Annotated in this window: 12 protein-coding genes; 1 reads left to right on the top strand and 11 read right to left on the bottom strand. The window is 40.7% G+C overall.

What is annotated here, in order from left to right; translation table 11 throughout:
• Nucleotides 1–7 precede the first annotated feature (7 nt).
• From RT761_RS07145 to RT761_RS07095, 11 genes are all read right to left on the bottom strand, one after another.
• Entirely contained in the window at nucleotides 8–961 is a 954-nt protein-coding gene (locus RT761_RS07145; protein ID WP_246465102.1) for an ABC transporter permease, read from the bottom strand.
• Nucleotides 962–2,005: 1,044 nt separating this feature from the next.
• Entirely contained in the window at nucleotides 2,006–3,508 is a 1,503-nt protein-coding gene (locus tag RT761_RS07140; protein WP_218110738.1) for a sugar ABC transporter ATP-binding protein, read from the bottom strand.
• A 191-nt stretch (nucleotides 3,509–3,699) separates the two neighbouring features.
• Nucleotides 3,700–4,788, bottom strand: coding sequence for a substrate-binding domain-containing protein (locus RT761_RS07135; protein ID WP_218110737.1), 1,089 nt, complete (start codon nucleotides 4,786–4,788; stop codon nucleotides 3,700–3,702).
• A 105-nt stretch (nucleotides 4,789–4,893) separates the two neighbouring features.
• Nucleotides 4,894–5,271: a sensory rhodopsin transducer gene (locus RT761_RS07130; RefSeq protein ID WP_218110736.1), complete on the bottom strand. Its 378-nt coding sequence runs from the start codon at nucleotides 5,269–5,271 to the stop codon at nucleotides 4,894–4,896.
• Between the two features lie 31 nt (nucleotides 5,272–5,302).
• Nucleotides 5,303–6,742: a hypothetical protein gene (locus RT761_RS07125; RefSeq protein WP_218110735.1), complete on the bottom strand. Its 1,440-nt coding sequence runs from the start codon at nucleotides 6,740–6,742 to the stop codon at nucleotides 5,303–5,305.
• A gap of 46 nt (nucleotides 6,743–6,788) precedes the next feature.
• Nucleotides 6,789–7,739, bottom strand: a complete 951-nt coding sequence (locus RT761_RS07120) for an ABC transporter permease (protein ID WP_218110734.1) — start codon at nucleotides 7,737–7,739, stop codon at nucleotides 6,789–6,791.
• On the bottom strand, nucleotides 7,720–9,231 hold the full coding sequence (locus RT761_RS07115) for a sugar ABC transporter ATP-binding protein (protein WP_218110733.1): 1,512 nt from the start codon (nucleotides 9,229–9,231) through the stop codon (nucleotides 7,720–7,722). Before RT761_RS07115 ends, RT761_RS07120 begins: the two co-directional genes overlap by 20 nt.
• A 66-nt stretch (nucleotides 9,232–9,297) precedes the next feature.
• Nucleotides 9,298–10,338, bottom strand: a complete 1,041-nt coding sequence (locus RT761_RS07110) for a sugar ABC transporter substrate-binding protein (protein ID WP_218113376.1) — start codon at nucleotides 10,336–10,338, stop codon at nucleotides 9,298–9,300.
• 107 nt (nucleotides 10,339–10,445) lie between these two features.
• The gene (locus RT761_RS07105) at nucleotides 10,446–11,615 is read right to left on the bottom strand and encodes a M24 family metallopeptidase (RefSeq protein WP_218113375.1); all 1,170 of its coding nucleotides are present in this window, start codon (nucleotides 11,613–11,615) and stop codon (nucleotides 10,446–10,448) included.
• A gap of 30 nt (nucleotides 11,616–11,645) precedes the next feature.
• Nucleotides 11,646–12,677, bottom strand: a complete 1,032-nt coding sequence (locus RT761_RS07100) for a LacI family DNA-binding transcriptional regulator (protein WP_218113374.1) — start codon at nucleotides 12,675–12,677, stop codon at nucleotides 11,646–11,648.
• 34 nt (nucleotides 12,678–12,711) lie between these two features.
• Nucleotides 12,712–13,611 carry a polysaccharide deacetylase family protein gene (locus RT761_RS07095; protein WP_218113373.1) on the bottom strand — a complete coding sequence of 300 codons (900 nt, stop codon included), beginning with the start codon at nucleotides 13,609–13,611 and terminating at the stop codon, nucleotides 12,712–12,714.
• 320 nt (nucleotides 13,612–13,931) lie between these two features.
• Between RT761_RS07095 and RT761_RS07090 the strand changes: the two genes are divergently transcribed.
• Entirely contained in the window at nucleotides 13,932–15,737 is a 1,806-nt protein-coding gene (locus tag RT761_RS07090; RefSeq protein WP_218113372.1) for a family 10 glycosylhydrolase, read from the top strand.
• The last annotated feature ends 119 nt before the right edge of the window (nucleotides 15,738–15,856 follow it).

Here is a 15,856-nt window from a genome sequence, read left to right as displayed (position 1 = left end):
GCCTCCTTTATTTTTTCTTTTCTCTCATGGTCAAAGAAACTGCAATAATAATAATCAATCCACGGAAAATCATTTGTTGATCGACTGATAAACCCATCAATATCAATCCATTATTAATCATTCCCATTATAAGAGAACCAACGATGGAACCGATTACCGATCCCCGGCCTCCTGACATGCTGGTGCCTCCAATGATAACTGCTGCTATAACCGTCATCAAATCAGTTTCGCCTAAAGTATAACGAGCACCATGAAGTCTACCAGCATATAGCATTCCAGCCAAAGCTGCTAAGGCACCATTTAAAACCATAACGGAAAATTTAATTCTTTCAACATTGATTCCTGAATAAAGAGCAGATATTTTATTTCCACCAGTTGCCAACACATAACGACCAAATTTGGTCTTCCTCAAGGCAACTTGACCCATAATGAGCAAAACAACTGTCCAAACAAAAAGAATTGATATCGGTCCGATATCTCCTGATCCAAAAATAAAATTATAGGTTTTATTAGTTACCGGAATAGATTTAAGCTGCGTAATCCAACGGGCTAATCCGGTAATAATTCCGGTCATTCCCAGGGTGACAAGAAAGGAGGGGACTCCGATTTTAGCTACAAAAAGACCGTTAACCATACCAATTAAAACTCCGGTACCCAACCCAGTAATAACTCCAACCAATAAGGAGCTGTGGCGGAGGGCTAATGCAGTTGTAAGTGACGCCAACGCTACAATAGAACCGATCGAAAGATCAATTTCTCCAGCAGCCAAGACAAAAGTCATCCCAACAGCCATAACCGAAATCATGGCAGTCTGACGAGCAATGTTCATTAAATTCTCCGAAGAGAGAAATCCCCGCCCTCTGAGAACGATAGAAAAAAAGACAAAAATTGCTAAAAAGGCAATATACACTATAAATTCATTGGTATTGATGGCTCGATTTGATTGACTTCTTTTTTTCAAGAGCAATCTCCTTCCTTCAGATATTCTTCTTTTCTGAACCAATAGCATTCTTTTTAAATCAAGCTCTATTAAATATTTTTAAAATGTTGGGATACAAATACAATACCTATTTAATGCAGCTCCATGTCATGACATGGAGCTTACCAGATTCTCATCCTGACCTTCTCCTATTTCTCTTTTTTTCCTCTCCTCTGGTGGGAGAGGATTCAGGTGAGGGGGATATTTGGATATTTTCCTCAAGTTCAATTTAAAACACAAAACTTGTTTCTAAATCCAACCTTTCACCCTCACCGGGTAGGAGGGGGCGACTAACCCCCGTCCCCCCACACCACCGTACGTACCGTTCGGTATACGGCGGTTCAAAAGGATACCCGAAGCTTCTGGTATTTGCCTTTTATACTTACCAACCGAGTGCTTCGTTGGGAGGCTGGCGTCGGGGTGCACGACGGGAACTCGGCACTTCTCGGAAGGAAGACGGATTCACCGTTTCCCCTTTGAGGAAGCTCTCATTCGAGATATTCGGCTGTCGGTGTTTTTGGTCTGAACTCATGACGTGACTCCCATTCCTTTCGTTTGGCCCTTCCTTTTTCTTAAGTACTATGGCCTCTGCTGACTCCTGCTGGTTCACGGACACTTTTGAATATGATGTCCCTTACCGGATGGCCCGGCCGGCCAGCAGGCCTCCCCGGGTAAGAGCCTATTCTGTCTCTCCATCTACCTGCCTCATGTACTCCTGACACCTTTGGGAATCAGGATTTCGCTTTGGGATGCAAGCTCATCCACTTGTCAAGAGCCTCGCTTGAGGTTCGTGTTCCTCAGGCCGGAGATTTGCCGCTGGCTTCCTTCAGATTCCACCTCACGGTGGACACCCTTGCCTTGAGCTAACGACTACGATTCCCTTCGTCGTTCGGGATTTTCACCCTATAGAATAGGCCCATGCCGGGCACAAATCCTCGCCTTCTCCCATCAAGGGAGAAGGAACTAAATAATGACTTAGCATGGATTATGAATAAAAAATTAAATCAATCTGAAAACCAATAAAACCTACTGCACCATCTTCAAGAGGGCTTCTTCATCAAGGCTTTGTTCATTACAATTAACAATTGTTTCAATTATCTCTCCTTTTTTAACCACCAACACCCGATCACAGAAAGAGGCTATTTCTCCAAACTCGGAAGAAATAAATAAAACACCGTTCCCCAATCGGGCAAATTCTTTAACTATATTCATAATTTCCCATTTCGATTGAATGTCCACTCCAAATGTTGGATCATCAAGGAGAACGATTTTTGGTTGATTGGCCACATTTTTAGCAACGACAACTTTTTGTTGATTACCGCCGGAAAGATACCGAACCTGTTGTTCAATACCATCACATTTCACTTTAAAATCACTGACAAATTTTTGACTGATTTCTTTCCCTTTTTGATCATTGATTAAAATGAGCTGAGTCAGTTTGTTCATTAGAGGAAGCAAGATATTTTCATTAATTGAAAAATCCATAATAAGACCCTGATTTCGTCGATCCTCTGGGACCAAACCCAGCCCGTGCTTTAGAGCATCGGGAACCGATAGAATAGTTGATTTTTCACCCTGAATAAATATTTCTCCACTTTTTATAGGATCCAAGCCAAAAAGAGCTTTAAATATTTCGGTACGTCCGCTTCCTAATAGTCCAGCCAAACCAACTATCTCACCAGGCCAAAGATCAAAACTGATTTGGTGAATCGAATCAGTAGAAAGGTTTCGAACCGATAGGAGCGGTTTTTCTTCGCCACCTCGCTGGCTTCTTTCCCAACTAATCCTATTTCCAACTTTCTTCCCAACCATGGCATCAATAACTTTTTCTAATGATGTTTCTGAAATCGGTTGGGATAAAACGTTGACTCCATCTCGTAAAACAGTTACCGAATCACATAACTTAAAAATATCTTTTAAATAATGGGAAATGTAAATGATCGAAATCCCTTTCTTTTTTAAATTTTGAATAACGCTAAACAATGAAGATATTTCAGCTTGGGAGAGAGATGCTGTGGGCTCATCGAAGATTAGTATTTTTGAATCGGTTGAAAGAGCTTTCGCTATTTCAACTAATTGTTTTGAGCCGACGCTCAAATTTTCAACATTTTCCCGGGGATGAATGGAAATATCGATTCCGATCGAATCAAGAAGTTTTTGGGTTATCTCCTCCATTCTTCGATCGTCTAATACGACACGTCCACCTGATAATTCTCGAGCTAAAAAAATATTTTGGGCAACTGTCAGAGTAGGCACCAAGCTAAAATCTTGGAACACCATGCTAATTCCAGCCTTGCGCGCTTCTTGAGCAGATTTATAAACCTGTTCTTCCCCTTCGATTAAAATATCACCACTATCCCGGTTATAGACTCCGTTAATAATTTTCATTAAAGTTGATTTGCCGGCGCCATTCTGACCAACTAATGCGTGTATTTCACCTTTCTCAAGAATAAAATCTACATTGTTTAAAACGGGTACCCCACCAAAAGATTTACAGATTTGACGGCATTCTAAAACCGGCGTTGACATAAAAAAATCCTTTCTCATCAAAGTGGGGAGTAATTTTTTACTCCCCACTTTAGTTTATTTTCCTACTTGGAAACCCACTTACAGGCTTGAAAAACCATGCTCCTCGAAAACTTTTTTAGAAAAAAAGTACTGTAAGATAATGGTTCTCATTCTGCGTTTGTATCTTTAGCTCCATAGGATAATTATTGGTTTTAATTATACATGTCCATTATTTCAGGAGGTGGATCTTGATGAAGCGATTCTCTCCAACCTTCTACCAAATTTTCTTTGGTTACTTTAATAGCAGGAACAATCACAAATGGTGGTGCTGGTTTTTCCAGTACTCCATAGACTCCCAACATCGCCTTGGTATAACCGAGCATGTAAGCCAAGTCAGCAGCGATACCGACAACATTGCCTTCTTGTGCCATATCGAGAGCATTGTTGGCACCCAGATCTAAGGTGACAATTTTAATATCTGGTCTTTTTGCTGCGCGACAGGCAGCGACAACTCCTTCAGCCGGCGTATCCCAAGGAACATAAAATCCAGTGATTTCCGGGTGCTGGGTTATGAGCGCTGAAGCAATCGTTTCAGAGTCAGCTGGATTGGCAATGCCCTGTTCAGCTACAATTTCAATATCGGGATAGTTTTGTTGGATCACGGTTTTAAAAGCGTTGTCTCGCTGATTGGTGACATAATAACTGGCATCATGGAACAGCCAGGCAATCTTCCCCTTCCCACCTAAAGCATCAGCCAACATCTCAGCAGCAACTTTCCCCATACCAAAAAGGTCGTCAGTAACAATTCCAACATAATCTTTTCCCTGAACATATCCATCAGGAAGGTTGCTCATAAATACCAACTTCACTCCAGCTTCTACTGCAGGCCGGAAGGCTTCAGCACCAGCAACTGGATCGATAACCAAGGTTAGAATAATGTCAGGCTTAAGGGCCAGGGCAGTTTCCACATCGGTTTTTTGCTTGGTTGGATCCATGGCAGCATCCGTCGTTACCACTAATTCAATTCCCAGTTCATTAAAAAGATCTTTGGCACCCGCCATGAGAGCATTAGCAAAATCAGATGAAGTATGCATCAAATAAGCTGCTTTGTAGTTTCCTTCTTTTACTTTTTGCATTTCTTCTGGAGTTAAGGTGACATCACTATACCAAGTGGGTTCTTCTCCTTGGGGACCTCTGGTTTCCATTAATACTTGTTCCTGGGCCATTGCCGTTCCTACTAAAAAAACCAACATAATTAGCATAACCATACAACGGATAGAAAATACCGATCTTTTTCTCATATAAACCCTCCTGTAAATATTTTTTACTAAGCAACCTAACTTTTTTTAACAACACGATTCAAAGTGAATACTGGTTTCCTCACCTCCTTCATTCATTTCCAAGATTTAATTAATTTCCTCTTCAAAATAAGGAATGGTAGTAAACATTCCGAAACATTCACCAAGGGAGAGCAAGCGGGAATATTCCACGACTATGGGATGATCACAGCTAAGAACCAAAGAATATGCTTTCCCGGCTGGCATGGCATATCCGCCAAATTCCTCAGGTCGATCAACTCGGAAATCAAACATTCGCTTAGCCCCTAATTTGAGTATGATCCCCTCTACCGGCTCTTGATCCTTAAAATAGACCGTGACTCGTATTTTTACCTCAAAAGGATTGGTATTAAGAATCATGATCGCTTCATGAGAATCCCACCTTCCTAGTTCTTTTCGGGGAAGCTCACCATCTGGAATAACCCATACTTTTTTCCCAATTGCCATAGAATGACCTCCTTCATGGTTAAAGGCGTTTTTATTGGTTCAGTTCCTGAAGATTTTTGACCATCTCAATATCTTGAATGGTGTTTTGAATACAAAGATGAATAGTCTCTATCTTGTGGTGGTTTCCACCATTGACTTTTAATAAACTTTTCACCAATGGTAAAAGATCCATCAATTCTCTTTGGTAACTTTCTCTTCTCTCTTTATCCAGGTGTACGGTAAGATAAACTGGAAAAGGAGGATATTGACCGGTAAGAGAATCAAGAAAGAGCTCACCTGGTATCGCTCGATCTCGATGTAATTTTGACCATTGAAAGAGAGAATCGATCCCGTCGGAATAAAACTCTGGAATATTAGTCAGGCGATGGGGAGACCAGTTATTAAAAAAAGCTGACTCGGCATTGTGAAATAGTTCGACGAAGTTGCTTCTTTGCGCTGGGTCTTTAATATGGTATAACTCTTCGACTCCTTCCTCAATAATATCGAGAGGATTTTGATCGACATCCTGAAGAAAACGTCCTAAACAGAAGATATTCATCTCGGTACTGGGATTGATCAGGGGTCCCAAATACAATTCACAGGATCGGCTCCCATCTCGATATAGATTGCGAAGATGAGTGGTTGATCGCAAAATATAGGGAAGAAACCAGCGGTTTCGATCAAAACGTTGGGGTGGATAAATCCAAAACCCACCTGAAGTCCCATAGTCACAGGGTAATCTATCAATAAAAACCGCTCGATCATTTTCATGAATAAACTGTCCATGATTACCGCCATCGATAAAAATATCAATATTCTTCCCTAAATCCAAAACCGAACGACGTTCTGCTTCGTTCATCCAGTCTCCCCAGGGAAGATACCCGGAAGTATTCACTAGTAGTTTCTTTCCCGGCCAACGGTTTCGTATGTAAGCAGCCGTTTGTCGGTTTAAGCGGTTATAATAATCAACATCACCTTCCTGAATGCATTTTTCACAGCGACAACGACCTTGGTCAGCAGCTTCTAAATGATATCCATCCACAGCAAAGTTTCTCCCGATAAAATCAATCACTTTCTCCATCAGTTCTTGAGACTTACCTTGCGAACCACATAAAGCTGAAGAGTTGGTCCCTCGAACTTCTGGATTGTTTTGAATAATCGTGTCAAAACCCCAGCTATAGACTCCTAAACCGTATATGAGTTGCAAATCGCTGGACTGAATGATATGAATAAGGTGATCGACTTGATTTTTTCTCTCAATGGTTAAAACACTCTCGATATCCAATGGCCAATCTCGATTGGTAAGCAGACCAAACAAATCGATATCGGTATAACCAGCTTTCTTTAAAAAATCCATGGTTTTTTGAAAATCGCTTATGATTTGCTGATCAATCAATACGCTTGGCCACGTATCATCCAATATCGGTGTGCTGCGAAAATCATTTAGCCAAACCCCAAAAGCAATCCGATTTTGAAATGATTTTTTACTCATATCCCTACCCCGTCAATACTTTTCATTTTAAAAAACAATCAATATTTTAATCAGCGATTCTTCCTTTCAATTTTTGATCCAAAAGAACCGCTCCTACCAAAACCACACCCTTGACAATACTTTGATAAAAAGAATGAATTCCCATCAAATTGAGACCATTGGCAATAAAACCAACAATAAAAGCCCCAATCAACATACCAAATATTGATCCTTCTCCTCCTTCGATACTGGTTCCGCCTAACACCACAGCCACGATAACATCAAACTCAAAGCCGGATCCGACCATTGCTTGGCCAACTCCCAAGCGGGAAGCCATTAAAGTACCCGAAAACCCGGTCAAAGTTCCAACCAGGAAATAAAGCAAGATAATAATTGAACCAACGTTGATTCCCGAAAGGAGCGCAGTTCTTTTATTCCCACCAATGGCAAACGTATAACGACCTAAAATGGTTTTGCTTTCGATAAAATAAAAAAGGAAAATGGTTAAAAACATGATGATGAAAATAATGGGTATCCCACCAAGATATCCTCGCCCCAAGACAGTAAAACTCTTTCCTAACCCCATGTGGATACTATTCCCACCGCTGATGACTAATGCCAACCCCCGAGCTGCATACATGGTTCCCAAGGTAGCGATAATAGAAGGGATTTTCAATTTGACCACCATCAGTCCGTTTAAAAGGCCGATTGCGCTTCCCACTAGTGTTGAAAGAATAATTGAAAACCATAGGGGAATCGATTGAGTAACAAAGAGGGCTGAGAGCATTCCTGTAAGACCCAATACGCTTCCTATCGATAAATCAAAGTTACCCGAAATCATCAGAGGCGTGATGGCACAACCGGTGATGACCACAAAAGCGACCTGCCGGGTAACATTGTTAAAATTGGTCACGGTTAGAAACGATTTAGAAAGAAAAGAAAGAACAATAATAATCAGTAACAAAACCCCAACAATAACCATTTTTTGCATAAAGCCGCTACTCAGCTTGATATTCATAATGAACCCTCTTCCCGCGGGTGATAATATGTAAAATTTCTTCAGGATTCGCCTCTTGATTTTTTACTTCCTTCACAATTTGACCATCTCGGAGTAAATAAATGCGATCACAGAGATTAAAAATCTCCGGATATTCTGAAGAAAAAACGATGATTGACTTTCTCTTCTCGGCTAAACTTCTTATAATACGATGAATTTCTTCCTTGGCACCAATGTCCACTCCCCGGGTGGGTTCATCCATCAATAGAATATTAGAACCGGCATGCAGGTATTTTGAAACCACAACCTTCTGTTGGTTTCCACCGCTGAGAGTCGCTACTTTTTGCTCAATATGTTTTACCTTGATATTCATTGCATCAACATAATTTCTCGCTACTTTACGATCTTCCTGGCTATGGATGACTCCAAAATTGGAAAGAGCTCTTAGATTGGTAATCGATATATTTGGTCGCACTGGAAGCTTCATAATTAATCCTTCAGTTAGCCGTTCTTCCGGTACCATGGATATACCGTTCATCATGGCGTCTTGAGGAATATCAAATAAAACACTTTTTCCTTCAATCCGGATATCCCCATTCAATGCTCGGTCTAACCCAAAAAGAGCCAAGGCAATTTCAGTTTTTCCCGCTCCTCTTAAACCATAAAACCCCAATATCTCACCCTTATACAGATGAAAGCTCACATTTTTAAGCTTGTGAGTTGTCAGATTATTTACTTCCAAAACCTTGTTTTGATATTCAACCGTTCGTGGTACATATTTATCCACGGTTACTTTACCAATCATCATTCGGATCAATTCATCCCGATCAATGTCCACCACATTTTTTGTTCCAACAATTTCACCATCGCGAAACACCGTAACCACATCTCCTATAGTAAAAATATCATCTAATATGTGGCTGATATAAATTACCGTGATATTTTTTTCCTTCAAGAAACGAATAATATCAAATAAACGTTTGGTTTCATTCTCTGAAACCGCAGCAGTTGGTTCATCCATAATTAACAGGCTTGCATCCACGGCAATAGCTTTGACAATTTCAATGACTTGTTTTTCAGCAAAACTAAGCTGAGCAACTTTTTTCTTGAGTGGAATATCGGGAGCAAACTCTTTCATGAGCTGGAAAACTCTTTCGGAGGGATCACTTCTTTGAATGACACCACATCGATTTGGTTCTCTTCCTAAAATAAGATTCTCTTCAACGGTGAGTTGGTTTACTACGTTGAGTTCTTGAAATAATGTACTAATCCCCAAATCCATCGCTTCACGTATCGATCGAGGCTTAAATTCTTTTCCATTAAAAATAATTTCCCCTGAACTTCTGGTTTCAGCGCAAGTCAATATCTTAATGAAGGTTGACTTCCCCGCTCCATTCTCCCCAACGATACAATGAACGGTATTGCGACCTATATTCAAATTGATTCCTTTTAATGCAGCAACTCCAGGATAATTCTTAGAAAGTTCACGAACCTCAAGAATGATTTCTTCCATAGGATTAATTCTCCTAAAGTAGGGAGATGGGAGCGTACCTTCTCCCGTCTCCCTAAGACTTCATTTCTATTCTCCTATTTCCTTAGCTAAATCAACTTCCAATGCCCATTCATCTTTCACGAATTGTTCGATTTCTTCCTTGCTCATATCCCATCCATTAACAACAAAAGATACTACGGCTTCGTTTTTATCAGTTGCATGCATATCCAATTCCCCATTAATTATTTTAAGCAGCATATCAATACATTTTTTGGCGTTGCTCTTTGGTTGCAAAGCCAGAGTGAGTTTAAAAGCTGAGTTTGGATCAGCAACTTTTACCAATTCGGGAACCGAACCATCCACACCGGCAAAAATCTCTGATACTGGAATTCTATCCTTGGCGTTTCCCCGCCCTGCCGCTTCAAAAGCCGCTAATGATCCCAAGACATTTTCTGCATCATAACCAAACATAATATTGACATCAGGGAAACTCTGGAGTATATCTTCTGCAGTGCTATAAGCGATTTCTCGATTACTCTTCCCACCATTGAATACCCATTCCATATCTGGAGCAACATTTTGCACTCCTTGAATAAAAGCTTTGGTTCTCTGCTCATGAGCCCATTCGATGGAGGCATCGCTAATAGTGGCAACTTTTATCTTTTTCCCAGGGAAATATTCCATAATCTTCTTAGCTGCCAATTCTCCCATAGCAATAGCTCCCTGTTTTTCATCGATTTGCATAGTTGGATATTTCACGTTTCCCGAGCTCACATTTACGAATGAAACCACTGGAATCCCAGCTTGTTGAGCAGCATCAATCGACACTTCCATAGCTGCCTGATCGTAGGCTTGGCAAATGATTCCATCAACCTGACGAGCGATGAGATCCTCCATCGCTGCCGCTTGGACTTCTGGCTTCATTTGCCCATCCATCGAGATATACTCAATTCCTAAGGATTCGCAATAGGCTTTCGCTGCCACCTGATGAGCTTGTTGGTAGGAATCGTGCAAACCCCAAAATACTTGGCCTATTACTAACTTATCTTGGGCTCCAGCATAAAATCCTACCGAAAGAATAAAAGCAATCACCAAAATTGAAATGCAAAATACTAATCTTTTTTTCACAGCTTACTCCTCCTTTATAAAATGTATCCTTTAGTTATTTAAAATATCATTTTGATCAGTTTTAATATCACCCCCTTAGAAAGAAAAACTTTCACCAAACTTAAATACTAAACTTTGGTATTCAATATCAGTTGATCCATATAGGGCGAAAGAGGCTCAGGACCTTTATCGGTAATGAGAAAAGCGCTTTCGAACCGAACTCCATTTACATCCGGGACTGAAAAGACACTCACATCCACACAGACTGTCATTCCGGGCCGTAAAACATCGTTGCTATTTGGTCCAAAAAAGGGAGCTTCAGCCTCCATAAGTCCTATGGTATGAGCAAAAGGGCAAACGATATTTTTTCCATATCCTTGTTTGGTTACAAATTCATGGGTTACAGCATTAATATCTTTTCCAATCATCCCCGGCTTCAAATTGGATTTAGTAATCCGATAGGCTTCAACCATATCATTGATGCAGTGGCGTTGTGCTTCGCTTGGTTTCCCTCCAACTACCATGGTATAGCCAAATACCCCTGCATAACCATTATATCGAGGGCTAAGTCCCATCATCACCGTCTCACCGATTTGCAATTTTTTATCCGATGCAGTAGGAACTACTCCACTGGTTCGTTCCCCGCTAGCAACGATCGCTTTAAAAGCAAACCAATTTGCTCCTAAGGAACGAGCCTTCCCTTCTCCAGCACCAGCAATTTCGATCTCCGAGATACCTTCTCGAACCAGAGGTTTCATCATTTGGAAAGCTTGGTCAGCGATGGCAAAGGCTTTTCTGACTTGTTCTTGTTCCCATGGTGATTTAATCTTGCGAAATTGTTCATATTCAGTGGTAATATCAATCAGGCCAATTCCCAATAAATCTTTTTTGAGTAGCTGATAGACTCCGAAGGGCATCTTATCCAGTCCAACCACACCCAGCTTTTGGTTTTTCCCTTTAATGCCAATTTCATCAAAAACTTCGGCAAAAGAAGATATGGTAGCGTTCGGGTATTCTTCTTCGGGAACCATAAAAACCGGTATATTTTTGGTCTTTTTAATCGCTGAGTCGGTCTTGGCAAAAGGTTCTGATTCTGGGCCTCCCAAAATCATCGGCTCACCTTGACGAGGAACAAACAGACAGCCGCTTTCAAATTGTGGACACCAACCGGATAGATACCACCCATTAGCTATGTTGAGTTCATCGTAATATACTAAAGTCCCAGGAAGGTCTTTTGCGACAAGAAGATCTTGTACTTTTTTTAAGCGAGATTTCATTTCATATTCCGGTAATAGCATATTCATTTCTCTCCTTTTAAATAATATTTTTTATTTGAAGGAAATACATGACTTTCTCTCAACAAGGATAGGAGACAACTCAATTCTTTGAGCAGGAAGGGATTCGCCTTCCTGCATCTTATCAATAACTAGTTTAGCCGCTAAACGTCCCATTTCTGATCCTGGGATTTTCATAGTAGTAAGCGGAGGGTGAAAAAACCGCGCCATCTCAATATCATCAAATCCCATAACCGAAAGTTTTTCTGGAATAACTATATTCATTTCACTTGCTTTTTGTAATACCCCAACTGCCATTTCATCATTGGTCAAAATGGCAGTAGGTGGATGGGAAAGCGAAAAAAGTTTTTCCATGCTCCGTGCCCCTCCATCAACATTAAAATCCTCATTGTAAACAATATATTCACGGCGAATTGGAATACCGTTTGATTGCAAAGCTTTTAGGTAGCTGTTTTCAAGAGCTCGAGAAAAATAATGATGTTCCGCGCCGGCTATCAAGCCAATATTTTTATGACCTAAATTTACCAGATATTCGACTGCTTCAAGAGCTCCCCTTTTATAATCACAAAGAACACAATCAAAGCCAGTTGGACCGATATCATCTACCATTACCACAATAAAACCGTTTTCTTTCAAATAAAAAAGAAATTTTGGATCGGTTTCTCCAATAACGATCAGGTATTTCAAACTTTTTTCAGCGATAAAAAGGGGAAGATCGAGAGGGGTGTAATTGTCACGTTGGGAAACTGAAGAAATCACTACATTAAGCCGTTTTTCAAACATGGTTTTTTCAATCCCAGAAATAACACTGGAAAAAAAATAATGATCAGAATGAACGTATTCACCAAAAAGCACACCAACATATTTGGTATTATCGGAAAAGGGATGCTTTTTCTGGCTTAAAAACCGAGCGGACAGATTGGGTTGATAGTTTAAAAGGTTGATTGCCTTCAAAACCCGGTCTTTGATTTCATCACTGACGGCTTCAGAGCCATTAATTACCCGAGAAACCGTTGCAACACTTACACCAGCTTCTCGTGCTACATCTCGAATGGTTGGTGGCATAGTCTCTCCTTTAGACTTATTTTTGTAACCGTTTTCAGCTTTTCTTCACTCTTTCTCTCCACTGTCGAGCCAGCCCTGCTGCTGAATAAAAAGCTGCACCTTTATTTTTAAATGCATCAATAACACTAGATAGTTCAGTCAAGGCTCGAGGTCCACAGTTTTGGATTATAAAAGGAAGCGGCTCAACGGTGGCCTCTCCATATGAAAGGCGAGAAGGCATTTCAATAAATTCCCAGGGATGTATGTAGAAACAAAATACCGCCGGTTTATCTCTTTCGTCACAGTAAGTAATCATATTATTGACATGCTTCATCAATGATTCAGCACCTTCGGTTCGGAAAAGAGGCCATTGATCTCGATCCCTTCCATATTGATCATGGCTTTCTATGGTGAGATCAGCAAAATTTGGTATTTCAAGAATGGAAAGGTTTCCCTCCTGAGTCCAATCTTTCGCTGATGGATAATAAGGAGTAACTCTTTTTTGAAAGTAATAAAGCGGATAAGTAGCATCGGCGAGATAGCCCAATTTTTCTAAGGTATTCACCATAATAGTACTTCCCCAAAGCCTGGGGGCTCGAAAAGATTGGGGAGTTTCTCCAATAACTTCAGCAATCATTGCCGTAGCCACTTCAAGTCGATGGGGCACTTCTTCGGGTAAAATCGGTTTGACCAACGGAATCTCAAAAAGCGGATCACCAATCGTCTCGTGATGAATAGTGTGGCAACCGACTTCAAAACCTCTTTGTTTAATTTCACGAGTGAGTTCCGGGAATTTTTGTGCTGCTTCGGCAACCATAAAAAAAGTTGCAGGTATTCCTTTTTTTTCAAACAAATCCATCAAAAGCGGTGTTCCTTTTTTGACTCCATTATAAAAAGGTGTAAAACTTCCTATATCAGTTTCGGTATCTACTCCAATGACAACTGAAATATCCATCTTTTACCCTCTTTTCTTTCAAAAATGAATAATTGTAAACGAATACGTAACCGTTACCATTTTAACTAATAAATACAAAATATGTCAATATCTAAACGGAAAATCCCATCTTATTAATTCCCCCATTGAGGGGGGAAACAGGGGGGTGTGCCTTTAATCAGCCATACTGAGCCTTCTTCCCTTCTGCTTTAACTCCTCCTCTCTCCCTCCCCCTCAGTCTTTTCTCGTCCCCTTACTCTATTTTCTCAAACTATTGCATTTCAGTTATGGCTTTGGAATAATGAATAAAATTCCAATTCAAGCTGAAGGAGAACGCTCCCATGCCAAAAAAAGGCCTTCTATTTTGTATTTTATTGATCCTTTTTACTATCCTGTCTACTTCAACCTTGACCCATGCTCTCCCTGAATTTCGCGGGGTATGGATCGATGTGAGAAGCATCCCCAATACCCGCGATGGTATTGAAGCCATGGTCAAAGAATTGGCATCAGCTCATTTCAATGCTATTCTGGTTGAATCTTTTTATCTGGGTAAAACCATTTATCCTTCAGATTTTTTAGCTCAACAGGGGCTCGCCCGTCAAATGGAAGTATATGAAAAATCTAATCTTGATCCTCTTGCAGTCTTTATCGAATCGGCTCACCGTTACAATGTGCAGGTGCATGCCTGGTTTGACATGTTTTATGTCGGTCTTAACCAACCCGGAGAACTTCTGGAAAAGTTTCCTGCTTGGCAATCCATTCAGCGCAATGGAACGGTTGGATATAAACAGGGGAAAAATCACTTTTATTGGGTATGTCCTCTCCACCAGGGAGTCAAAGAATTTTATACCGAACTTCTTATCGACGTTCTCCAAAATTATAATTTAGATGGAATTCATCTTGATTATCTGCGATTCCCGGATACAACCATTGCCGATACCTGTTACGCTCAGGAACATCGGGAGCATTTTTTATCACAATACGGTATAGACCCAATTGCAATCGATCCTTTCACCCAACCGGATATCTATCGTCTCTGGAATAATTACCGAGCCCAATCGGTCACTAACCTCCTAGCAGAAATAAATACCAGAGTTCACCAAATTAAACCGAACATCATCCTTTCAGTAGCCGTTCAACCCCGAGGGATGCCAATCGAGCTCAATCCCGGATTTCTGCAAAACTGGCCTTCCTGGGCAGAAAATCATTACTTGGATGTATTGATCCCTATGACTTACAGCTCAAGGGTGAATGAGATGAAAGGATTAACCTTTTGGGTCAATACTTTTTTATTAGGAAATCTACCGGCTTTTGCCGGGATCCAAGCCTTTAACCTTCCCGATATTGAAAACCTTTCCCAAATGGTCGAATTCTCACGTTTGGCTCAATTTCAAGGTTCAGTCATCTTTGCATACCCCTATCTAAACAGCGAAATACTCGATTCCTTAAAACAAGGACCCTTCCAAGAAAAAGCCGAAGCTCCATCCCGAAAACACCTCAATTCTCTGGTTCCAGCTGAGAAAGTCCAAGTCGTTCGATATTCTCACCCCAATCCCCGAACCATAAAAGCTCAACTCATTCAAGAAGAAATCCAGGTCGATGGATTACTTCTTGAAAAATCATGGGAAAATGCTGATTTTCAAAATGAATTTTCCCTTATCACCGGAGAAGGGTTGGCCAGAAGCCAAACCACCGTAGCTTGTCTTTTTTCATCTACTCATCTTTATGTCGCTTTCCAGATAGATGATTCTCCTTCTCAAAATCGCAAAATCACTATTTACCAAAAGGATGGACCAGTTTTTTATGATGATTCGGTTGAGGTTTTTATTGATCCCTGGTTTAGCAGCAGCTTTTACTACCATTTATCCCTGAACTCAATCGGAACTCAATATGATAGTTTTTCTCGATCTGGACCTTCCTGGAATGCTAACTGGGAAGTCGCCGCACAGGAAAAAACCAACGGCTGGACAGTAGAAATTGCAATTCCTTTTTCCGAATTGGAAATCTCAACTCCTCAACCGGGAGATCGGTGGAGAATCAACTTCAATCGAACCGATATCATTCTGGGGGAATTTAGCGGGTGGTCACCAACACCTGGGACCTTTCACGCACCATCATTCTTTGGCATTCTCGAATTTGTAAAATGAGAATCTAAACGACAAGCCTTTTGTAGGGGCGCAATTTATTGCGCCCGTTCCTTATTTAATCTAGCAACATGTCATGACATATCGAATCTTTGTTTTCACCCTCATCTTCTCTTCTCCCA

Origin of the sequence: Atribacter laminatus (assembly GCF_015775515.1) — a bacterium.
In the GTDB taxonomy this organism is placed as follows: Bacteria; Atribacterota; Atribacteria; order Atribacterales; family Atribacteraceae; genus Atribacter; species Atribacter laminatus.
Note: the sequence above shows the minus strand (reverse complement) of the source record. Positions and strands in the feature narration are given on the sequence as shown.